The sequence below is a fragment of the Georgenia faecalis genome (assembly GCF_003710105.1).
GTDB lineage: Bacteria > Actinomycetota > Actinomycetes > Actinomycetales > Actinomycetaceae > Georgenia_A > Georgenia_A faecalis.
Genome location: NZ_CP033325.1, coordinates 3,119,325 through 3,141,058 on the forward strand (window position 1 = coordinate 3,119,325; position 21,734 = coordinate 3,141,058).

The following is a 21,734-nucleotide window of genomic DNA, read 5'->3' on the forward strand; positions in this document are numbered from 1 at the left end:
GTGGGAAGCGCGCTCAGGACCCCGCGAGGACGAAGCGCACGCGGTGCTCGACGGCGTCGACCGCCTCCAGCCGGACGCGCACCGGCTCGCCCAGCGGCAGGTCCGCGCCGGTCACCTCGCCGCGCACGGCCGGCTCCCCCACGACGACGGTGCCCCGGCCTGCCTCGTCGAGGTCGACGACCACGCCTTCGAACGTCTCCCCCTCGCGTCCGGCGAGCACCAGCGCCTCGACGACGTTGACCGCGGCGTTCTCGAACCGGCTCGCGCGCTGGGTGGTGCGCGCCATCGTCCGGGGCAGGCTCGGCAGCGCGGTCCGCACCCAGTCCGGGACCTCCTGCCCCGCTCGCGCGGCCAGGCAGACCTCCAGCCCGTACCGGTCGACGAGGCGGCGAAGCGGCGCGGTGACGTGCGCGTACTCCGCGGCGATGGCGGCGTGGCGCGACCCCGCCGGTGCCGGGCCGTCTCCGCTGCCCGGCCGGCCGTTGCCGGCGTCGGGCCGGCCGTTGCCGGCGCCGGGGTCGACGCCGAACGCGAGGTACCCGGCCCCGCGGAACAGCGACGTGGCGGCGGTGAGGAAGGCGGCGTGCGCCGGGACGCCGGAGTCCAGGCCGCGGACCAGGTCCGGGTAGGAGGCCGCGGCGGGCCAGTCGATCCCCAGCGCCCGGGCGGTGCGGCGCAACCGGGCGAGGTCGCGGGGGTCGGCCTCCTCCAGCGTGCGGAGCACCCCGATGCCGCACTCGCGCATGATGCCGGCCGCCGCGATGCCGGTGAGCAGGGAGATCTGGGCGTTCCACCCCTCGACGGGCAGCGTGGCGCGCAGCTCCAGCGCGTAGCCGCCGTCGGCGGGGACCACCTCCTGCTCCGGCAGGTCGAGCGACACGCCCCCGCGGGCGTGCTCCTGCGCCTGGCGGGCGGTGCCCACCTCGCGGAGCAGGTCGGGCAGGTGGGCGGGGACCTCGGGGTCGTGCCCGCCGTCGACGACGGCCTGCACCTGGGCGTAGGTGAGCTGGGCGCGGCTGCGCACGAGGCCGCGGCGCACGTCGGCCTCCCGCAGCGTGCCGTCGTCGTCGAGCACGAGGCGCCACACGCACGCGGGCCGGATCTCGCCCGGCAGGAGGCTGGCGGCGCCGGCGCTCAGCGCCGGCGGGTGGAGCGGGATCGACCCGGTGGGCCCGTAGACGGTGACCCCGCGCTCCTGGACGGCGGCGTCGAGCGCGCCGCCCGGCGTGACGAACGCGGCGACGTCGGCGATGGCGTAGGAGAGGACGTACCCGCCCGGGCGGCGCTCGATGGCCACGGCCTGGTCGAGGTCGCGGGAGCCCGGCGGGTCGATGGTGACGAGCTCGAGGTCGGTGCGGTCCTCCGCGGCACCGGGCCCGGCCGCGGCCGCGCGCTCCGCCTCGGCGAGCGCGGCGGCCGGGAAGTCGACGGGGATCTCCAGCTCGGCGCGGACGCGGTCGAGCGCGGCCTGGACCTGCTGTTCGGCGGCTGCCGGGACGACGACGGAGGGGCTGAGCACATCCCGAGACTAGGGGTGCGGGCCGCGGCGCGCCGCTCATCACCCGACCCCGCGCGCGCCGCGGGGACGGCGCGGGGGTCAGCGGGCGCCGCGGTCGCGGACCGAGCGGCGGTCCGCTCGGACGGCGAGGAGCGCCCCGACGAGGGCCCCCAGGCTGCCCAGGCCCACCAGGAGGAGGAGGAAGATCGTGCCGCGGCCGAGCTCGGAGTCGCCGAGGAAGGCGACGCCGAACGCAACGAGCGCGCCGAGGAGGACGCCGACCCCGGCGAACCGGCCGTACCGCGGCGCGCGGCGCAGGGTCGCCGGGTCGACGACGGCGGTGCGGACCGCGGGCGGCGCGGGCGCCGGCTCCTCGCCGGCGACCGCGGGCTCCTCGCCGACGGGCGCGGCGGGCGCGACCTCCTCGGGCGCGGCGGGTACCGGGTCCGGGCGCTGATCGTCGGCGTTGGTGCTCACCGGGCCGACGATACCTCGCCCCCCACCCCGCCCCCGGAGCGGGGGTGGGGTCCTCAGCGGGTGACGAGCGGGAGGACCCCGGACAGGTCCGCGCGGCCCCCGGAGGCGTTCACCCGGCCGGCGGCGACGGCGTCCGCGAACGCCAGCCGGCCGGTGGCCAGCGCGAGCCACGTCTCCTCGTCGGTCTCCACGACGTTGGGGGGCGTGCCACGGGTGTGCCGCGGGCCGGCGATCGCCTGGACGGCGCCGGCCGGCGGGACGCGGACCTCGACCGAGCGGCCTGGGGAGGAGACGGCGAGCTCCTCGAGGGTGAAGCGCACGGCGGTGCGGACGACCGCGGTGGGCACCTCGCCGCCGCGCATCCACTCGCGCACCGCCGCCATGCCGTCGATCGGGTCCACCCGCCTGCGTGCCATGCCGCCCACGGTAACCAGCCGGGCCGCCTGGCCCCACCCGGCCCCCGCCGCGACCCGGTACCCGTGTCCCGGTACGACGACGCCGGAGGCACCGCCCCTCGGCGGCCCCTCCGGCGTCGTTCGTCCCTGGTGCTACTGCAGGCGCAGGTCCCGGCGACGGACCACGGCGACCAGCAGGCCACCGATGAGCGCCATGAGGAGCGCCGCGTAGAGCGGCCCCTGCGGCTCGGCGCCGGTGTTGGGCAGCGCCCCGCCGTCGCCGGGCGTCGTGGGCGCGGGCGCCGGGGTGGTCGGGGCCGGCGTCGGCGTCGTCGGCTCCTCGGTGGGTGCCGGGGTGGGCTCGGGGCCCACGACCACGTCGACCCACACGTAGTAGCCGTTGACCTCGTCGTACACCTGGAGCTGCATGGTCTCCGGCGCGGTCAGCCCCTCCATCTCGGGGACCGTCACGCGCACCTGCGCGCGGCCGCCCTCGTCGGTGCCGTCCACCGGGGTGGCGTCCAGCGGCGTGGTGCCGAGGTCGGCCTCGCCCAGCTGCAGCGTCAGCTCGGTGGGCACGGGCTCGGTGGTGCTGAACGCGAGCGAGGAGAGGTCGATGGCGATCTCGTCCCCGGGCGTGTAGACCGCCTGCGGGTCGGAGACCCAGTGGACGCCGATCGCCCGCTGGACGTAGTCCGGCGTGACGACCTCGTTCGCGGCGAAGTAGTCGACGAACGCCTGGAGGTCGATCCGCCCGGAGTCGGCGACGTTCTCGCCCTCGGTGAAGGTGGTGAAGTTGTCCCCGCCGGAGGCGAGGAAGGAGTTCGTCGTCACCGTGTAGGTCGCCTCGTCCTCGAGGGGTGCCCCCTCGAGGAAGGCGTGGGTGATGCGCTCCCCCGCCGCGGCCTGCGGGTCGTAGAGGTAGGTGAAGCCCGCGGACAGGCCCAGCTTGAGGAACGGGCGGGACGCCCCCTCCGGCTGCCACTGCTCCTCGAGGATGCCGATGATCTCCGCGCCGGTGAGCTCGAGGGTGACGAGCGTGTTGGCGAACGGCTGGACCGTCGCGGCCTCCTGGTAGGTGACGGCGCCGTCGACGTTGGTGTCGCTGCCGTCGGCCCCGGCGTAGCCGAGGTCGGTGCGCAGCCCGCCGGGGTTCATGATGGCGAGGTCGGCGCCCAGGTCCGCGGTGGCCCACAGCTGCACGTCCGCGATGAGGTTGCCGAGCGTCGACTCCCCGCCGCGGTTCTCCGCCCGCTCGCCCTCGGCGTCCGGGGTGTTGCGGGCCCGGTTGAGGTCCGCCGAGATCTCGCCGAGCACCTCGGAGCCGAGCACCTCGGCCTCCGCCTCGGCGGCGGCGACGATGGCCGCGACGTCCTCGTCCGGGGTGATCGCGGCCAGCTCCTCGGGGGTGAAGTCCCCGGTCAGCGGCAGGGCGTCCGTGGCGACGGCGGTGACGGCGCCCGCCTCGGGGTCGTAGGTGAAGGAGACCTGGGCGAGCAGGTCGCCGAAGGACCCGGCCTGGACGACCGGGAGGTCGGCGCCGTCGCGCTCGATGACGTGCTGGTACGTCTGGTGGGTGTGGCCCGAGAAGATCGCGTCCACGTCCGCGGAGGCGTTCGTGACGAGCTGGCCGAAGGCGGAGGCGCCGGTGGCGGAGTCGACGCCGGTGCCGGCCGCGCCGTCGTGGGCGAGGACGACGACGATGTCCGCCTCGCCGTTGGAGTCGTCCCCGTCGGAGAGGTCCTCGGCGACGGCGTTGGCCGCCTCGCTCATGTCGCCGAACACAAGGCCCTCGATGCCGGCCGGGGTGACGAGGCTCGGGGTGGTGGGCGTGACGACGCCGACGAACCCGACGGTGACGCCGCTGGGCGTGGGGACGACGGTGTAGTCCTCGTAGTCGCTCGAGCCGGTGACGTTGGCCGCGAGGTACGGGAAGAGCGCGTCATCCTCGCTGATCCGGGTGTTGAGCGCCTCCTGGCCCTGGTCGAACTCGTGGTTGCCGATCGCCGACGCGGCGAGGCCCATCGCCTTGAGCGCGTCCAGCGTGGGCTGGTCGTTGGCCACCATCGAGGTGAACGTCGACGCGCCGATGTTGTCGCCGGCGGAGACGAACACGGTGTCCTCGTTCGCCGCCCGCGCCTGGTTGAGGGCACCGGCGAGGCGGGCCGCGCCGGCCTGGTCGACGGCGATCGTGTCGTCGTCGTTCTCGCTGGCGTCGTAGGAGATCCGGCCGTGGAAGTCGTTGATGCCGAGGACGTCGACCGTCACGGTGCCGTCGTCGTTGACGACCGCCGTGGCGGGCAGGGCGCTCAGGCCGAGGGTGGCGATGCCGGCGGCGCCGAGCGTCGCGACCGAGCGGCGCAACCGTGCGCCGGCCGGGGAAGTGCTTCGGTACATGGATGTCCTCTGACGTCGGGGTGCGAGGGTGTGGCTCTGATCACCCTAGCGAGGTCCGTGGGCCCGCGGAAGCGGCCGGGGACCTTTCTCTCCCGCGCCCTCGCGTCGCCACCGGCACCGCCGCCTGCTAGGACTCTGGGGTGACCGACCGTTCGCCCGCGCGCGACTCCCGCTGGCCTGCCTTCGCCGTCTGCCTCGGCGCGGGCTTCATGACCCTCCTCGACGTCTCCATCGTCAACGTCGCCCTGCCCTCGATCGAGGCCTCCCTCGACGCCAGCCCGAGCGACCTGCAGTGGATCGTCGCCGGGTACACCCTCGCCTTCGGGCTCGTCCTCGTCCCCGCCGGGCGGCTCGGGGACACGCTCGGGCGCCGGCGGATGTTCCTCATCGGCCTCACGGCGTTCGTCCTCGCCTCCGCCGCGTGCGGCCTCGTCACCTCGGCCCCCGCGCTCGCCGTCGTCCGGCTCGTCCAGGGGGCGGCCGCCGGGGTGCTCAACCCCCAGGTGGTCGGGCTCATCCAGCAGCTCTTCCGCGGGCCCGAGCGGGGCCGGGCCTTCGGCATGTTCGGCGCGGTCGTGGGGATCTCGACGGCGATCGGGCCGCTCCTCGGCGGGGCGCTGCTCGCCGTCGCCGGGGAGGCGGAGGGCTGGCGGGCGGTGTTCCTCGTCAACGTCCCGGTGGGCGCCGTCCTCATCCCGCTGGCGGCCCGGCTGCTGCCCCGCGACACCCGGCACGGCGGGCGCACCCCGCTCGACGTCGTCGGCCTGGCCCTGCTCGGCGTAACCGTCCTGGGCATCATGCTCCCGTTCGTCCTCGCCACCGAGGGGGGCGGCCTGGACCAGGCGCCCTGGCAGCTGCTCGCCGTCGCCGCCGTCGCGCTCGTGGCGTTCGTGGCCTGGGAGCGGGCGTTCGAGCGTCGCGGCCGGGACCCGATCCTCTCCTCGGCGCTCGTGCGCACCCCGTCCTTCACCCTCGGCGCGACGATCGGCGGGCTGTACTTCGCCGGGTTCACGAGCATCTTCCTGCTCGTCACCCTCTACCTCCAGCAGGGGCTGGGCCTGAGCCCGCTGGCGGCCGGGCTGGTCCAGACCCCGTTCGCCCTCCTGGGCGGCGCGACCGCGATGATCGGCGGCCGGCTCGTCACCCGGTACGGCCGGCGCCTCGTCGTCATCGGCATCCTCACGACGATCGCCGGGGTGGCGGCCACGGACGTGGCGGTCCTCCACGTCGACGGCGCGGCCGCCCCGTGGGTGGTGGCCGCGTGCCTTGCCATCGCCGGGGCGGGCAACGGGTTCGTCATCTCGCCCAACTCGACGCTGGCGCTGGAGGACGTCCGCGTCGCCCAGGGCGGCACCGCCGGTGCGACGATCCAGACCCTCCAGCGCGTAGGGACGTCGGTGGGCGTCGCGGCGACCACCGCGGTCTTCTTCACCACGCTCGCCGGGGCCGGGGCGGACGCGGCGGGCTACGGCGAGGCCCTCGCCGTCGGCCTGCGGGTGACGCTGGGGATCATCGCCGTCGCGCTCGTCGTCGCCGTCCTCGACAGCCTGCGCCGCCGCGAACGCCCGCCCGTCACGCTCCCTCGGTAGGGCGTCAGGCGCGGGCAGCGGCCACCGCGGCGGCGACCAGGCCGGCGTCGGTGACCTCGTAGGTGGCCGGGCCCCCGCCCGGGCCCGCCGGGCCGGCGTCCGCGACGGAGGTGCGCGCGGAGAGGTGGATCGAGCCGACGCCCGCGGCGAGCAGGGCGGGGATGTCCTCGATGCGGACCCCACCGCCGGCCATGACCTCCACGCGGCCGGCCGACCGCTCCACCATCGCGGCGAGGGTGCCGGTGCCGTCGACGGCGCGCGGGGCGCCGCCCGAGGTGAGCACGCGCGCCACCCCGAGGTCGGCGAGCTCGGCGACGACGGACGCCGGGTCGTCGAGGACGTCGACGCACCGGTGGACGGTCACCTCCCGCCCCTCGGCGGCACGCACCAGGGCCCGGATCGCGTGCCGGTCGAGGGTCCGGTCGGCCCGGAGCGCGCCGATGACGACGCCCGCCACCCCGACGTCGACGAGCGCCTCGATGTCCCGGACCATGACCGAGACCTCAGACGCGGTGTAGACGAACCCGCCCGCGCGGGGGCGGACGAGGGCGTGCACACCGATGCCCGTCCCGACGGCGGCCTCGGCGAGCGCGATGCTCGGGGTGAGGCCGCCGACGAGCAGGGCGGTGCACAGCTCCACGCGGTCGGCGCCGCCCTCGGCCGCGACGGCGGCGCCGTGCGCGTCCTGGACGGCGATCTCGACCGCGGGCATCAGATGACGCCGAGGGCGAGCATCGCGTCGGCCACCTTGGTGAAGCCGGCGATGTTCGCGCCGAGGACGTAGTCCCCGGGGCGGCCGTACTCGTCCGCCGTGCCGGCGCACCGGTCGTGGATGCCGCTCATGATCTCGGCGAGGCGCTCCTCGGTGTAGGCGAAGTCCCACGCGTCCCGGCTGGCGTTCTGCTGCATCTCCAGCGCGGACGTCGCCACCCCGCCGGCGTTCGCGGCCTTGCCGGGCCCGAAGAGCACGCCCGACTCCTGGAGCAGGCGCACCGCCTCCGGCGTCGTCGGCATGTTGGCCCCCTCGGCGACGGCGCGGACACCGTGGCTGAGCAGCGAGCGGGCGTCGTCGACGGTGAGCTCGTTCTGCGTCGCGCAGGGCAGCGCGATGTCGCACGGGATGTCCCAGATGGAGCCGTCCTCCACCAGGCGCGAGCCCGGGCGGCGCGCGACGTAGTCCTTGGCGCGGCCGCGCTCGTCGAGCTTGACCGCCTTGAGCAGGTCGAGGTCCACCCCGGCCTCGTCGACGACGTAGCCGGAGGAGTCCGAGAACGCCACGACGCGCGCGCCGAGCTGCTGGGCCTTCTCGACGGCGAAGATGGCGACGTTGCCCGATCCCGAGATGACGACGCGCTGGCCGTCGAAGGACTCGTTGCGGGTGCCGAGCATGCGCTCGGTGAACATGACGGTGCCGTAGCCGGTGGCCTCGGTGCGGACGAGCGAACCGCCCCAGGTGACGCCCTTGCCGGTGAGGACGCCGGACTCGTAGCGGTTGGTGATCCGCTTGTACTGGCCGAACAGGTAGCCGATCTCGCGGCCGCCGACGCCGATGTCTCCCGCGGGGACGTCGGTGTACTCGCCCAGGTGGCGGTAGAGCTCGGTCATGAACGCCTGGCAGAAGCGCATGACCTCGCCGTCGCTGCGCCCGCGCGGGTCGAAGTCCGACCCGCCCTTCGCGCCGCCGATGGGCATGCCGGAGAGCGAGTTCTTGAAGATCTGCTCGAACCCGAGGAACTTGACGATGCCGAGGTAGACGGAGGGGTGGAAGCGCAGGCCGCCCTTGTACGGCCCGAGGGCGGAGTTGAACTCCACCCGGAAGCCGCGGTTGATCTGCACGCGGCCGGCGTCGTCGACCCACGGCACACGGAAGATGATCTGCCGCTCGGGCTCGCAGATGCGCTCGAGGACGGCGGCGTCGACGTACTGGGGGTGCTTGGTGAGCACCGGGCCGAGGGACTCGAAGACCTCACGCACGGCCTGGTGGAACTCGGACTCGCCGGGGTTGCGGCGCAGGACCTGGTCGTAGACCTGCTCGAGCTGGGTCTCCACGGGTGACTCCTTCATACGGTGGTGTGACACGGGGTGGTGCGCGGCCAACGCCTCGCACCTCACCCGAAGTGGTCGGGCAGGGTGGCGGCCGCCGCGGCGGCGAGCTCGGTCAGCGGCACGCTGAAGGCGCCGGCGACGTCGAGGACGGGACCCTCGGTAGGCGCGTCGTCCGTCACGCCGAGGCGCACGTGCGGGAACTGGCGCGCGGTGCACAGGTCGAGGAGGCGGACCTCCTCGCTGCGCGGGACGGCGACGACGGCCCGGGCGCCGGACTCGGCGAACAGCGCGGTGGCGAGGTCGATCCCGTCGCGCTCGCACAGCGCGGCGAGGTCGATCCGGGCCCCGACGCCGAAGCGCGAGCAGGCCTCGACGAGCGTCATGGCCAGGCCCCCGGCGGAGACGTCGTGCGCGGCCTCGGCGACGTCGTCGCGGGCAGCGTGGACGAGGATCTCGCCCAGCCGGCGCTCGGCCGCGAGGTCGACGACCGGCGGGTGCCCGCCGAGGTGGCCGTGGACGACGTCGGCCCACAGCGAGCCGGAGAGCTCGGTGCGGGTCGCCCCGAGCAGGTAGATCGCCAGCCCGGGCCGGATCCAGCCCGACGGCGTGGCGCGGGCGACGTCGTCGAGCACGCCGAGGACGCCGACGACGGGCGTGGGGTTGATCGAGGAGTCGATCCGGCCGGGCTCCCCGGTGCCGTTGTAGAGCGAGACGTTGCCGCCGGTGACGGGGATGCCGAGCTCGGCGCAGCCGTCGGCGAGGCCGGTGATGGCCTCGACGAGCTGCCACATGGCGTCCGGGTCCTCCGGCGAGCCGAAGTTGAGGCAGTCGGTGACGGCCAGCGGCCGGGCCCCGACGCAGGAGACGTTGCGGTACGCCTCGGCGAGGCCGTGCTGGGCGCCGGCGTACGGGTCGAGCTTGGTGAACCGGCCGTTGGCGTCCGTGCTCAGGGCGACGCCCAGGCCGCTGGCCTCGTCGACGCGGATGACGCCCGCGTCGTCGGGCTGGGCGAGGGCCGTGTTGCCGCGCACGTAGCGGTCGTACTGCTCGGTGACCCACGCCTTGCTCGCCGCGTTGGGCGAGGCGACGAGCGCGAGCAGCTGCGCGCGCAGCTCCTCGGGGGTGCCGGGGCGGGGCAGCGCCTCGGCGGCGTCCGCCACCAGGGCGTCCTGCCACGGCGGGCGGGCGTACGGGCGGTGGTAGGTGGGGCCCTCGTGGGCGACGGTGCGCGGGTCGACGTCGACGATCCGCTCGCCGTGGTGGTCAATGACGAGCCGACCGGTGCCGGTGACCTCGCCGATGACGGCGGCCTCGACGTCCCACTTGCCGGTGATGGCGAGGAACTCCTCGAGGCGGTCGGGCGCGACGACGGCCATCATCCGCTCCTGCGACTCGGACATGAGGATCTCGCCGGCGTTGAGCTCCTCACGCAGGAGCACCCGCTCGAGCTGGACGTACATGCCGCCGTCGCCGTTGGAGGCGAGCTCGGAGGTCGCGCAGGAGATCCCGGCCGCACCGAGGTCCTGGATGCCCTCGACGACGCCCGCCGCGTAGAGCTCGAGGCAGCACTCGATGAGGAGCTTCTCCATGAAGGGGTCGCCCACCTGGACGCTGGGGCGCTTGGTGGGCACACCGCCGTCGAAGGTCTCGCTGGCGAGGATGGACGCGCCGCCGATGCCGTCCCCACCGGTGCGGGCGCCGAAGAGGACCACCTTGTTGCCCACGCCCGAGGCGTTGGCCAGGTGGATGTCCTCGTGCCGCAGCACGCCCACGCACAGGGCGTTGACGAGCGGGTTGCCCTGGTAGGAGGGGTCGAACTCGACCTCGCCGCCGATGTTGGGCAGGCCCAGGCAGTTGCCGTAGCCCGCCACGCCCGCGACGACGCCGTGGACCACGCGGGCGGTGTCGGGGTGGTCGATGCGCCCGAAGCGGAGCTGGTCCATGACGGCGACGGGCCGCGCGCCCATGGAGATGATGTCGCGGACGATGCCGCCGACGCCGGTGGCCGCCCCCTGGTAGGGCTCGACGTAGCTGGGGTGGTTGTGCGACTCGACCTTGAAGGTCACCGCCCAGCCGTCCCCGATGTCGACGACGCCGGCGTTCTCGCCGATGCCGACGAGGAGGTGCTCGCGCATGGCGGGGGTGGTCTTCTCGCCGAACTGGCGCAGGTGCACCTTGGACGACTTGTACGAGCAGTGCTCGGACCACATCACCGAGTACATGGCCAGCTCCGCCGCGGTGGGCCGGCGGCCGAGGATGTCGACGATCCGCACGTACTCGTCGTCGGAGAGGCCGAGCTCGCGGTACGGGAGCGTCACCTCCGGCGTGGTCGCGGCGTGCGCGACGGTGTCGAGGTGGGCGAGCGCATCGGACATGGGGCCCCCGGGGATACGGACGTGGTCGGGGCTCCAGGTTACCGGCGTGCGGGCGCGGGGCGCCCTGGGGGTCCAGCGCCGGGCCCCGACCGCTCAGCGCATGAGCAAGAGCGCCGCCCCGGCGGCGTAGAGCAGGACGACCACGGGCACCGCGGTGAGGAGCACGGTCCGTCTCCTCGCGCGGTGGGGGTCGACGCCCCGCGCGGGCCGGGGGTGGCGCACGTACCAGGTGGCGACGGCGGCGATGACGGCGAGACCGAGGACGAACGGCACGACGAACATGGCTCAGCTCCGGGGGTCTGGGGTGGGAGCGGTCACGCTCGCGGAGCAGACCCTAGCGCCGTACCGGCACCCGGGGCCGCCGGCGGAACGGCCCCGCGCGGCGCGCCTAGGCTGAGTCCCGAGGCAAAGGAAGCTGAGGAGGCTGAGGAGGCTGAAGATGGCGACCGGGTGGGACGACGGCGGCGACCGGGCGGTGGCCCAGGGCCCGGACGGCGCGGCATGAGCGCCACCGTCGTCCTCGCGCGCCACGGCCGCACGCCGTGGCACGAACCGGTGCGGTACGCCGGCAGCAGCGACATCCCCCTCGACGAGGTCGGCGAGGCGCAGGCCGACCGCCTGGCGCGCTGGGCCGCGGCGGCGGGGGTCACGGCGCTCGCCAGCTCGGACCTGCTCCGTGCCCGCCGGACCGCCGCCGCCGTGCACGCCCTCACCGGGCTCGAGCCGGTGGTGGACGCGCGCCTGCGCGAGCTCGACTTCGGCGCGGCCGAGGGGCTCACCCGCGCCGAGGCCCGCGCGCGGTTCGCCGACCACGCGCCCGCCTACGAGGCAGACCCCGCCGCGTCCCCCTGGCCGGGCGGGGAGCTGCCGGCCGTGGGCGCCGAGCGGGCGACCGCGGCCGTCCGCAACCTCGCTGCGGACCGTCCCGGGGGCCTCGTGCTCGCCGTGGCGCACTCGACCATCATCCGGCTCGTCGTGTGCCAGACCCTCGGTGTGCCGCTGCGCGACTACCGGCGAGCGCTCCCGCGGCTGGAGCCGACGGCCCTCACGACGCTGCTCGTCCGGGACGACGGCTCCACGGGCCTGCTCGGCTTCAACGTCTCCCCCGGCGTCGCGCCCACCTCCTGAGCCCGGGCGGCTGGACCACGCGGACGATCCCGGCCGCCCGCCCACCCCAGGCGGCACGAGACGTTCGGCGAGGCCCTCTGCGGGGCAGACGCGGCGATCGGCTGGCACAGTTGCGCCATGGACGGGGGCGGGGGGCCTCGGAGCCGGGAGATCACCGAGCCGGTCGACCTCTGCCTGCCGTCGGGGCAGCTCAACCCGGCGGCCGTGGGCTGGACCCGCACACCCCTGCACCGCGCCAACCTCCTGCCCGGCAACGCCCGCGGGCGCGCCGCCACGTGGTCCCGGACGAAGAAGTGGGAGTACGTCGGCATCATCACCGACCGCCACGTCGTCACGGTGACGGCGTCCTCGCTCAACTACGCCGGCATCCACCGGGTGTGGGTGCTCGACCGGACCACCGGGGAGGAGATCGACACCTCCCTCACCGTCCCGTTCGCCAAGGACACGCACCTGCCCGCCGTCTTCGGCGCCGGGGCCGTGCGGGTCGCCGGTCCGCGCCTGGCCATCGCCGTCGACCCGGCGCCCACGACGAACAGCCCCGACGCCCTGCGGGTCCGCGCCCAGACCCCCCGCGTGCGCCTGGACGTCACGGTGGCCCCGCCCCTGGGGAGCGAGCTCCTCGGCGTCGTGGTCCCGTGGAGCGAGCGGCAGTTCCAGTACGCCGTGAAGTCCGTCGGGGTGCCCGCCTCCGGCACCCTCACCGTCGACGGCGCGGAGCATCCCGTCGAGGGCTGGGCCAGCCTGGACCACGGCCGGGGCCGCTGGCCGTACGCCATCACGTGGAACTGGGGCGCGGGCTCCGGCACGGTGGACGGCGTCGTCACCGGGCTGCAGCTGGGCGGGAAGTGGACCGAGGGGACGGGCACCTCGGACAACGGCCTGTTCCTCGACGGTCGCCTCCACCGCATCGACGAGGACCTCGCGTGGACCTACGACGCGCTCGACGCCTCCGCCGCCCCGTGGCGCGTGAGCGGCGAGCGCGTCGAGGTGGAGCTGCACCCCTTCCACGAGCGCACCGAGGCCACCAACCTCGGCGTCGTGTCCATGCGCGTCACCCAGGCCTTCGGCCACTGGACGGGCTGGGTCGACGACGACCACGGCGAGCGCCGTCGGGTCGACGGGCTCGTCGGCTGGGCGCAGCAGGCCGTCAACCGGTGGTGACGGCGCCCCCGGCGCGGCGCGCGTTCGCGTGGAGCACCTTGGCACTCACCGGCTCCTCGCCGCTGGCCCGCCGACGGCGGACATGGGCGCGGGCCTCCTCCTGCCGCTGCGTCTCGCCGTCACCGGCGATGGGCACCCGCAGGTGCTCGGGCCGGTAGCCGAAGGCGTCGACGAGGGCGACGGCGTGCGGTCGCAGGCGCGGCAGGAGGCGGTTGACGTAGCTCGTCACGGCGCGGGCCCGCTGGGCGGAGATCCGCCCGTTGACGAGGTACCACGCGAGGTTGCGCTCGATCGTCGTCAGGGCGTAGAGGTCGCGCAGCGTGGTGAGGACCTCGCGGGTGCCCTCGTCCCGCACGCGCGCGAGTGCGGCGGTGAAGGCCTCCCACTGGAGCAGGTCGGCGTGCGCCGCGGCCGCCTCGATGAGCTCGTGCTGGTGGGCGTTGAACTCGGCCGCCGCCTCGGCGGGCGAGGCGTTGCGCACGGCCCGCAGCGCGCCGGCGATCTCCGCCACCATCGTCTCGACCCGGTCCTCGAGGAGCTCGCGCTGGGCGGCGGTGCTGCGCAGGTGCCCGGCCGAGCGGGCCATGGAGCCCGAGTCCCGCACCGACTGCGCGGCGCGGCGCAGCGGCGTGCGGTGCAGCGTCATGTCGGCGGCGCGGGAGGCGACGTACCGCGCCGCCCCGGCGATGTCGATCTTCGCCATCCCCTGGCCGTAGTCGGTGAGCAGGCGCTTGCCGACGAGCTGGAGGAGGACCGTGTTGTCGCCCTCGAAGGTGGCGTAGACGTCGAAGTCCGCGCGCAGGCCGACGAGCCGGTTCTCGGCCATGTACCCGGCGCCGCCGCACGCCTCGCGGGCCTCCTGCAGCGCCTCGAGCGCCAGCCACGTCGAGGCGGGCTTCATCGCCGCCGCGAGCGTCTCGAGGTCCTGGCGCGAGTCGTCGTCGTCGTGGGCGCCGGAGAAGATGTCGTCGAAGCGCTCGAGGAGCTCCTCGTGCGCGAAGGTGGCCGCATACGTCCGGGCCAGCAGCGGGAACAGGCGGCGCTGGTGCTGCTGGTAGTCGAGGAGGGTCACCTCGCCCTCGTCGCCGGCGCCGGTGAACTGGCGGCGCTGGACGCCGTAGCGGACGGCGACGGCGAGGGCCACCTTGCTCGCGTTGACCGCGGCCCCGGCGAGGGAGACCCGCCCCTGGACGAGCGTGGCGAGCATGGTGAAGAACCGGCGCCCGGGGCTCTCGATCGGCGAGTGGTACGTCCCGTCGGCGGCGACGTCGCCGTACCGGTTGAGGAGGTTCTCGCGGGGCACCCGGACCTGGTCGAACCACAGCCGGCCGTTGTCGACGCCGTTGAGCCCGCCCTTGGCGCCGTCGTCCGCACTCCCGACGCCGGCGCACAGCCGCCAGGTCCCGTCCTCGGCCTCCTCCCGGATCGGGACGTAGAGCGCGTGAACCCCGTGGTTGACGCCCTGCGTGACGAGCTGGGCGAAGACGACGGCGGCGCGCCCGTGGGCCGCGGCGTTGCCGATGTACTCCTTGCGGGCCGCGGTCACCGGCGTGTGGACGACGAACTCCTCCGTCGCGGGGTCGTACGTGGCGGTGGTCCCGATGGAGGCGACGTCGGAGCCGTGGCCGATCTCCGTCATGGCGAAGCAGCCGGGCACGTCGAGCTGCATGATCCCCGGCAGCAGCCGCTGGTGGTGCTCGGCGGTGCCGAGCTGGAGGACGGCCGAGCCGAACAGCCCCCACTGCACGCCGACCTTGATCTGCAGCGACGGGTCGAGGAGGAACAGCTCCTCGAACCCGGCGAGGTTGCCGCCCGGGTCCCCCGCGCCGCCGAGCTCGGCGGGGAAGCCCCGGAGCACGTCGCCGCGCTCGACGAGGAGGTGGAGCTGGCGCAGGACCCGCTCGCGGTGCTCGGTGCGGCTGAGGTCCTCCACGTGCTGGAGGTCGGGGTCGAGCGCGAGGTCGCGGGCGCGGCGGCGCTGATCGCCCCAGCGACCGTCGAGGAGCCGGCCCAGCGCGGTGACGTCCACGCGCGCGCCGGCCCGGGGCGCACTCTCGGGCGACGCGGCCGACGGCGTGCGCCCGGCGCGCGGGATCGAGGTCGGGGTGGCGGTCGCGGTGCGGGCGTCGGGGGTGGCGGTCATGGGGTCTCCGGTCGCGTCGTTGCGGGGGTGGGCGTACGTCGGGGGACGCCGGCGGCGCCCTCCCAGAGCCAGGCGGTGAGGTGCTCCGCGAGCCGGGCGCGGTCCATCGCGGCGATCGTCCCGCCCGTGCCGCCGTCGTCGGCCTCGGCCCGCCACCGCTCCGCGGCGCCCCGGACCAGGCCGACCATGCCGGCCGACCACAGCGCCGCGAGCGCCCGGCTCTCGGCGTCGCGCCCGGTGGAGGTCGCCTCCCCGGGCGCGCGCAGGCGGAGCACGGGCAGGAGGGCCTCGGCGACGACCTGCTCGATGTCGGCGACGAAGCCCCGCAGCGCGCCGGCCGTGCCGGCGTCGGCATGGGTGACGAAGGCGTAGACGTGCGGGGAGGCCTCGACCATCTCGAGGTAGGCCTCGACCATCGCGGCCAGCCGGTCCCGCGGCTCCCGCGCCGAGCGCCCGGCCTCCTCCAGCGCGGTGCGCAGCCATGCGAGGACGGCGTGCCCGACGGCCTCCTGCAGGCCGGTCTTGTCGGTGAAGTAGCGGTAGAGGATCGACTTGGACGTGCCGATCTCGGCGGCGAGCTCGTCCATCGAGAGGTCCGGACCGCGCCGGTGCACGGCGCGGCGGGCGGCGCGCACGAGCTCGGCCCGCCGGGACACGCGGTGCGAGTCCCAGCGGGTGGCGCGCCCGTCGGACGCGTTTCGGCTTGTGATCGGCATCACGGGACTGACAGTATCAACTACCGTGAGTACCGCAATGCTGCCCGGGACCTCCGTCCCCGGTGGCGTTCGCCCCGCGAACAACCGGAGGACGACGACGTGACCCCGACCCCCGCCCCGCGACGCGCTGCCGTCATCGGAGCCAACCGCATCCCCTTCGCCAAGGCGGGCGGCGCCTACGCCGCAGCCTCGAACCAGGACATGCTCACCGCCGCGCTCGAGGGGCTCGTCGCCCGCTTCGGCCTCGCCGGCGAGCGGCTCGACGAGGTCGCCGCAGGGGCCGTGCTCAAGCACCCGCGCGACTTCAACCTCACCCGCGAGGTGGTCCTCGGCTCCTCGCTCGACCCGCACACGCCCGCCTACGACGTGCAGCGCGCCTGCGCCACGGGCCTCGAGGCGATCGTCGGCGTGGCCAACAAGATCGCCCTGCACCAGGCCGAGGTCGGGATCGGGGGCGGGGTCGACTCCGCGTCGGACGCCCCCATCGTCGTCTCCGACCGGCTGCGCGCCGCGCTGCTGCGGGCCTCCCGCGCCCGCTCCGCTGCCGAGCGCGTCAAGGCGTTCGCGGGCGTCCGTCCGCGGGACCTGGCCCCGGTGGCCCCGGGGGTGGCCGAGCCCCGCACGGGGCTGAGCATGGGCGAGCACCAGGCGCTGACGACGGCCCGCTGGGGCATCACCCGCGAGGACCAGGACGCCCTGGCGCTCGCCTCGCACCAGCGCCTGGCGGCCGCCTACGACCGCGGGTTCTTCGACGACCTCCTCACCCCCTACCGCCGCCTCGACCGGGACCAGGCCCTGCGCGCGGACACCTCCCTCGACAAGCTCGCCTCGCTCACGCCGGTCTTCGGCAAGGACGGCTCGTCCCCGACGATGACGGCGGGGAACTCCACCCCGCTGTCCGACGGCGCCTCGGCCGTCCTGCTCGCCTCGAGCGAGTGGGCGCAGGGCCGGGGCCTGCCGGTGCTCGCCACCGTGGTCGACGCCCAGAGCGCCGCCGTCGACTTCACCCGGGGCGACGAGGGCCTCCTCATGGGCGGGTGCTACGCCGTCGCCCGGCTCCTCGACCGCCAGGGGCTGACCCTCGACGACTTCGACGTCGTGGAGATCCACGAGGCGTTCGCCTCCACCGTCCTCGCCACCATGGCCGCCTGGGCGGACCCCGCCTTCTGCCGCGAGCGCCTCGGCCTCCCCGGGGCGCTGGGCGAGATCGACCGCGACCGGCTCAACGTCACCGGCTCCTCGCTCGCGGCCGGGCACCCGTTCGCCGCGACCGGCGGCCGCATCGTCGGCACGCTCGCCAAGCTCCTCGCCGAGCGGCGGGCCGAGACGGGCCGACCGGCCCGCGGCCTCATCTCCATCTGCGCCGCCGGCGGTCAGGCCGGCGCGATGATCCTGGAGGCAGCGTGAACGACACCTACCTCGACGCCGTGAGCACGGACGTCGGCAAGAAGGTCGCCAAGAAGCTCGGCCTGCCCCAGCCCGTCCGGCTGCGGCGCACCGACACGGCGTCACCGGACGCTCCGCTCGTCACCGGCCCGGTCCTCGTCCTCCAGGACGCGTGGTCCCGGGCGAGCGCCGACGCGGTCGCGGAGCGGCTGCTCGGCTGGGACCTCGACGTCCGGCGGGACCCGCACCTCGCCGAGCACCAGCGGTGGGGCGCCGTGATCGTCGTCCTCACCGAGCTCGAGGCGCCCGGCCAGCTCGGCGGTCCCGCCCTCGACCTCGGCGAGATGCTGCGGCGCCTCGCCCCGTCCGGGCGGGTCATCACCCTCTCGCGGGCCGCCACCGGCGGCGACGCGCCGGCCCAGGCGGCCGCCCGCCAGGCGGTGGACGGGTTCCTGCGCTCCGTGGCCAAGGAGCTGCGCGCCGGCGCCACCGGCAACGGCCTGGTCCTCGCCGAGGGGCTGCCGGTCGAGGCCACCTCCGTCATCGGGGCGCTGCGCTTCCTGCTCTCGGCCCGCTCCGCGTTCGTCTCCGGGCAGCTGCTGCGCGTGTCGACGCCCGGCGGGCAGGCGCCGGCGGACTGGACCCGCCCGCTCGCCGGGCAGGTCGCCGTCGTCACCGGCGCCGCCCGCGGCATCGGCGCCGAGACCGCCCGGGTCCTCGCCCGGGACGGCGCGCAGGTCATCGGCGTCGACGTCCCCGGCGCCGGGGACTCGCTGAGCACGGTGATGAACGGCGTGCGCGGCAGCGCGCTCCAGCTCGACATCACCGCCGAGGACGCCGGCGCCCGGATCCTCGAGCACGCCCGGTCGCGGTACGGCACCCTCGACGTCGTCGTCCACAACGCGGGCATCCTGCGGGACAAGCTCCTCGTCAACATGACCGCGGACCGCTGGAACGACCTGCTCGCCGTCAACCTCCTCGCGCCGCTGCGGATGAACGAGACCTTCGCCGCCCCGGGTGCCCTGGGCCCCGCACCCCGCATCCTCGCGCTCGCGTCGACGTCAGGCATCGCGGGCAACCGCGGGCAGACCAACTACGCCGCCGCCAAGGCCGGGATCATCGGCATGGTCCAGGCGCTCGCGCCGCGCCTGGCGGAGCTGGGCGGGACCGCGAACGCGGTGGCGCCGGGGTTCATCGAGACGGACATGACGGCGCGGATCCCCCCGGTGGCGCGGCAGATCGCCCGGCGTGCGAACTCCCTCAACCAGGGCGGGCACCCGGTCGACGTCGCCGAGGCGCTGGCGTTCCTCGCCTCCCCGCAGGCGGGCGGCATCAACGGCCAGACGCTGCGCGTCTGCGGCCAGAACCTCGTGGGGCAGTGATGGGCGGCGGCGCGGGCACGGAGGAGACGCTCGCCGAGATGCCACGCCTCGGGGCGCTGTACTCCCGGGCACTCGGCCGGTACGCCTCGCTCGTCCTCGCCCGGCCGCCGCGGACCTCGGGGGCGTGGGCAGGGACCTACCGCGTCGACGGCGTCCGCGCCGACCCGGAGCAGCTCGCCGCCTACCAGCGGCTGCTCGGCGAGCCCGGCACCGACGTCCTGCCCGCGGGGTACGTCCACGTGCTGGCGTTCCCGCTCGCCATGGCGGTCATGGTCCGGCCCGACTTCCCGCTCCCGGTGCTCGGGCTCGTCCACGTGGGCAACCGCGTCGTCGTCCACCGCCCGGTGCGCCTCGACGAGGTGCTCACGGTCCGGGCGCACGCAGAGGGCCTGCGCGGCCACCGGGCGGGGACCCAGGTCGACCTCGTGGTCGAGGTCTCGGCCGGCACCGAGGTGGTGTGGCACGGGACGTCGACGTACCTCGCGAAGGGCCGCACCGTGCCCGGGGCGGATCCCGCCCCCTCGCCCCAGGCGGCCCCGGAGGACCGTGCCCCCGGCACGGGCGGACCTGGCACCGGCGCGCACGTCACCACCGGCGTGTGGCGCCTGGGTCCCGACGTCGGCCGGGACTACGCCGAGGTCTCGGGCGACCGGAACCCCATCCACGTCTCCCGGGTCGGCGCACGGCTCTTCGGCTTCCCCCGGCCGATCGCGCACGGCATGTACACGGCCGCGCGGGCCCTGGCGGCGGTCGGCGCCGCCCGCGGGGACGCCTTCGTGTGGGAGGTCGCCTTCGCCAAGCCGGTCCTGCTGCCGGGCACCGTCACGCTCTCGGTCGACCGTGACGGTGACGCCTACCACTACCGGGGCGCGAACCGCTCCGGCAAGGTCCATTTCACCGGGACCGTGACGCCCCGCGGGCGCGCAGGATAACCGCCCCGCGTCGCCCGGCGCGCCGTCGGGCGACGCCCGGGGACCCTCACCGGCCAATGTTGTCCACAGTTGCTGTACACAGGGTTGTGCACATACACACAGGGGCGCCATTCCCCCTGTGCACGAGCGGTGGACAACCCCGGGCGGCGCCGGCGCCGCCGAGACGCGGCGCACGTTCAGCGGCGCGGGCGGAACCAGGACGCGCGCCGGGCGCCCAGCGCCCGGTGCCGGCCGCGCGCGGCGGCCGGGGCCGCGCCGGCGGTGGCCGGGTCGGGTGCGGCGGTGGCCGGGTCAGGTGCGGCGGCGGCCGGGTCAGGTGCGGCGGCGGCCGGGTCGGGTGCGGCGGCACCGGTCGACGCGTCGTCGGCCGGGCTGGCCGGGGCGTCACCGGCGTCGGGCCGTCCGCCGTCGCCGGCGTCGGCCACGTCCGGCGCCGTGTCCGCACCGGGGGTGCCGTCCGGGGCGTCGGGACGCTTGACGGCGGAGATCTCGAACTCCATGGTGACGCGCTCGGAGACGAGCACCCCGCCGGTGTCGAGCGGCACCTGCCACTCCAGACCCCATGCGCGGCGGTCGACGCGTCGGGTCCCCTCGAAGCCGACCCGGAGCTCGCCGTCCGCGCCCCGCTCGACGCCCACCCGCTCGATGGGGATGGCGACCTCGTGGGTGATGCCGCGGATGGTGAGGTCGCCGACGACCATGTACATCCGCTCCTCGGCCTCCTGGATCGTCGTGCTCGTGAAGACGATGTCCGGGTAGCGCTCGACGTCGAAGAAGTCGGCGCTGCGCAGGTGGGCGTCGCGCTGGGGGTGGCGGGTGTCCACGCTCGCGGCCCTGAGCCGCACGGTGACGAACGACTTCGCCGGACCGTCGGGGTCGACGTGCATCCGGCCCTCGACGTCGTTGAAGGCGCCCCGCACCCGCGTCACCATGGCGTGCCGCGCGGAGAACCCGAACCGCGAGTGCGCGGGGTCGAACACCCACTCCCCGGCGAGCTCCCCGTCCAACGCCCCCATGGTGTCCCCTCGCCGGCTCCTGCGCAGTGGAAGCGATGCTACGGAACGCCACCCGTCCCCGGGAGCGTTATCGCCGCCGGTCCGGGCCGCGGGAGAACGGACTCAGGCGGCGACGAGCGCGCCGAGCACCGACGTGAAGAGCGCGAGGCCGTCCGTGCCCGTGCGCGGCCCGCGGGGGCCGTCCGGGCCGAACCCGGCCTCGACCGCGTGCTCGGGGTGGGGCATGAGCCCGACGACGTTGCCCCGCTCGTTGGTGATGCCGGCGATGCCGCGGGCCGAGCCGTTGGGGTCCGCGCCGAGGTACCGGAACACCACCCGGCCCTCCGCCTCGAGCGCGTCGAGCGTCGCGGCGTCCGCGACGTAGCCGCCCTCGCCGTTCTTCAGCGGGATCGTCACGGTCGCCCCCGCGGTGAGGTCGCGCGTCCACGCCGTGGTGGCGTTCTCGACCCGCAGGCGCTGGTCCCGGCACACGAAGCGCTGGCGCTCGTTCCGGATGAGGGCACCCGGCAGCAGGTGCGCCTCGCACAGCACCTGGAACCCGTTGCAGATGCCGAGGACCGGCAGGCCCTCGCGCGCGGCGCGGACCACCTCGGTCATCACCGGGGCGAACCGGGCGATGGCCCCGCAGCGCAGGTAGTCCCCGTAGGAGAAGCCCCCGGGCAGGACGACGGCGTCCACGCCCGCGAGGTCGGCGTCCCCGTGCCACAGGGTGACGGGCTCGGCCCCCGCGAGGCGGACGGCGCGGCGCGCGTCGCCGTCGTCGAGGGACCCCGGGAAGGTGACGACGCCGATCCGGGCGCCGGCGGACGAGGCGGTCACGCGTCGACCTCCTCGATCGTCGCGACGCGCACGACGTCCTCGATGACGGGGTTCGACAGGAGCGTCCGCGCGGCCTCGCGGGCGGCGTCGAGGTGCTCGGCCGTGACGGCGCCGTCCACCTCGAGCTCGAAGCGCTTGCCCTGCCGGACGCCGGTGAAGGTGGCGAACCCGAGCCGGGGCAGCGCCCCGGCGACGGCCTTGCCCTGCGGGTCGAGGATCTCGGGCTTGGGCATGACCTCGACGACGATTCGTCCCATGGGTGCGCTCCTGGCGG

Annotated in this window: 19 protein-coding genes; 6 read left to right on the forward strand and 13 right to left on the reverse strand. The window is 75.4% G+C overall.

What is annotated here, in order from left to right:
- Positions 1-13: 13 nt before the first annotated feature.
- The 4 genes from EBO36_RS13705 to EBO36_RS13720 form a co-directional block, all read right to left on the reverse strand.
- On the reverse strand, positions 14-1,519 hold the full coding sequence (locus EBO36_RS13705) for an RNB domain-containing ribonuclease (RefSeq protein WP_122825108.1): 1,506 nt from the start codon (positions 1,517-1,519) through the stop codon (positions 14-16).
- Positions 1,520-1,597: 78 nt separating this feature from the next.
- Entirely contained in the window at positions 1,598-1,975 is a 378-nt protein-coding gene (locus tag EBO36_RS13710) for a hypothetical protein (RefSeq protein WP_122825109.1), read from the reverse strand.
- Positions 1,976-2,028: 53 nt separating this feature from the next.
- Positions 2,029-2,391 carry a sterol carrier family protein gene (locus tag EBO36_RS13715; protein WP_122825110.1) on the reverse strand — a complete coding sequence of 121 codons (363 nt, stop codon included), beginning with the start codon at positions 2,389-2,391 and terminating at the stop codon, positions 2,029-2,031.
- 132 nt (positions 2,392-2,523) lie between these two features.
- A complete protein-coding gene (locus tag EBO36_RS13720) occupies positions 2,524-4,767 on the reverse strand; it encodes a bifunctional metallophosphatase/5'-nucleotidase (RefSeq protein WP_222928726.1) in 2,244 nt (747 codons plus the stop codon).
- 140 nt (positions 4,768-4,907) lie between these two features.
- On the opposite strand from EBO36_RS13720, the gene EBO36_RS13725 reads away from it, so the two are divergent.
- A complete protein-coding gene (locus EBO36_RS13725; RefSeq protein WP_244925295.1) occupies positions 4,908-6,356 on the forward strand; it encodes an MFS transporter in 1,449 nt (482 codons plus the stop codon).
- Positions 6,357-6,360: 4 nt separating this feature from the next.
- Here EBO36_RS13725 and EBO36_RS13730 read toward each other — a convergent pair whose 3' ends face one another.
- The 4 genes from EBO36_RS13730 to EBO36_RS13745 form a co-directional block, all read right to left on the reverse strand.
- Positions 6,361-7,071: a copper homeostasis protein CutC gene (locus EBO36_RS13730; RefSeq protein ID WP_122825686.1), complete on the reverse strand. Its 711-nt coding sequence runs from the start codon at positions 7,069-7,071 to the stop codon at positions 6,361-6,363.
- Positions 7,068-8,420: an NADP-specific glutamate dehydrogenase gene (gdhA, locus tag EBO36_RS13735; RefSeq protein WP_420897566.1), complete on the reverse strand. Its 1,353-nt coding sequence runs from the start codon at positions 8,418-8,420 to the stop codon at positions 7,068-7,070. The genes EBO36_RS13730 and gdhA overlap by 4 nt, the downstream gene beginning before the upstream one ends.
- Positions 8,421-8,464: 44 nt before the next feature.
- The gene (gene purL / locus EBO36_RS13740) at positions 8,465-10,777 is read right to left on the reverse strand and encodes a phosphoribosylformylglycinamidine synthase subunit PurL (protein WP_122825112.1); all 2,313 of its coding nucleotides are present in this window, start codon (positions 10,775-10,777) and stop codon (positions 8,465-8,467) included.
- Between the two features lie 93 nt (positions 10,778-10,870).
- Positions 10,871-11,059, reverse strand: coding sequence for a hypothetical protein (locus EBO36_RS13745; RefSeq protein WP_122825113.1), 189 nt, complete (start codon positions 11,057-11,059; stop codon positions 10,871-10,873).
- Positions 11,060-11,278: 219 nt separating this feature from the next.
- Between EBO36_RS13745 and EBO36_RS13750 the strand changes: the two genes are divergently transcribed.
- Positions 11,279-11,905 carry a histidine phosphatase family protein gene (locus EBO36_RS13750; RefSeq protein WP_122825114.1) on the forward strand — a complete coding sequence of 209 codons (627 nt, stop codon included), beginning with the start codon at positions 11,279-11,281 and terminating at the stop codon, positions 11,903-11,905.
- Positions 11,906-12,022: 117 nt separating this feature from the next.
- Positions 12,023-13,066: a DUF2804 domain-containing protein gene (locus EBO36_RS13755; RefSeq protein ID WP_122825115.1), complete on the forward strand. Its 1,044-nt coding sequence runs from the start codon at positions 12,023-12,025 to the stop codon at positions 13,064-13,066.
- On the opposite strand, the gene EBO36_RS13760 is transcribed toward EBO36_RS13755, so the two are convergent.
- Positions 13,053-15,209, reverse strand: coding sequence for an acyl-CoA dehydrogenase family protein (locus EBO36_RS13760; RefSeq protein WP_122825116.1), 2,157 nt, complete (start codon positions 15,207-15,209; stop codon positions 13,053-13,055). The two genes, EBO36_RS13755 and EBO36_RS13760, sit on opposite strands and share 14 nt — an antisense overlap.
- Positions 15,206-15,925, reverse strand: coding sequence for a TetR family transcriptional regulator (locus EBO36_RS13765; RefSeq protein ID WP_122825117.1), 720 nt, complete (start codon positions 15,923-15,925; stop codon positions 15,206-15,208). The genes EBO36_RS13760 and EBO36_RS13765 overlap by 4 nt, the downstream gene beginning before the upstream one ends.
- Positions 15,926-16,024: 99 nt before the next feature.
- Between EBO36_RS13765 and EBO36_RS13770 the strand changes: the two genes are divergently transcribed.
- The 3 genes from EBO36_RS13770 to EBO36_RS13780 are packed head-to-tail and all read left to right on the forward strand — an operon-like array spanning position 16,025 to position 19,625.
- Positions 16,025-17,332: an acetyl-CoA C-acetyltransferase gene (locus EBO36_RS13770; protein ID WP_122825118.1), complete on the forward strand. Its 1,308-nt coding sequence runs from the start codon at positions 16,025-16,027 to the stop codon at positions 17,330-17,332.
- On the forward strand, positions 17,329-18,693 hold the full coding sequence (locus EBO36_RS13775) for a 3-oxoacyl-ACP reductase (protein ID WP_122825119.1): 1,365 nt from the start codon (positions 17,329-17,331) through the stop codon (positions 18,691-18,693). The genes EBO36_RS13770 and EBO36_RS13775 overlap by 4 nt, the downstream gene beginning before the upstream one ends.
- Positions 18,694-18,731: 38 nt before the next feature.
- A complete protein-coding gene (locus EBO36_RS13780; RefSeq protein WP_122825687.1) occupies positions 18,732-19,625 on the forward strand; it encodes a MaoC/PaaZ C-terminal domain-containing protein in 894 nt (297 codons plus the stop codon).
- Between the two features lie 176 nt (positions 19,626-19,801).
- On the opposite strand, the gene EBO36_RS13785 is transcribed toward EBO36_RS13780, so the two are convergent.
- The 3 genes from EBO36_RS13785 to purS form a co-directional block, all read right to left on the reverse strand.
- Positions 19,802-20,641 (reverse strand): YceI family protein, encoded by an 840-nt coding sequence (locus tag EBO36_RS13785; RefSeq protein WP_187695820.1) that lies wholly within the window; start codon positions 20,639-20,641, stop codon positions 19,802-19,804.
- Between the two features lie 102 nt (positions 20,642-20,743).
- Positions 20,744-21,460 carry a phosphoribosylformylglycinamidine synthase subunit PurQ gene (purQ, locus tag EBO36_RS13790; RefSeq protein WP_122825120.1) on the reverse strand — a complete coding sequence of 239 codons (717 nt, stop codon included), beginning with the start codon at positions 21,458-21,460 and terminating at the stop codon, positions 20,744-20,746.
- Positions 21,457-21,717 carry a phosphoribosylformylglycinamidine synthase subunit PurS gene (purS, locus tag EBO36_RS13795; protein ID WP_122825121.1) on the reverse strand — a complete coding sequence of 87 codons (261 nt, stop codon included), beginning with the start codon at positions 21,715-21,717 and terminating at the stop codon, positions 21,457-21,459. Before purS ends, purQ begins: the two co-directional genes overlap by 4 nt.
- Positions 21,718-21,734 lie beyond the last annotated feature (17 nt).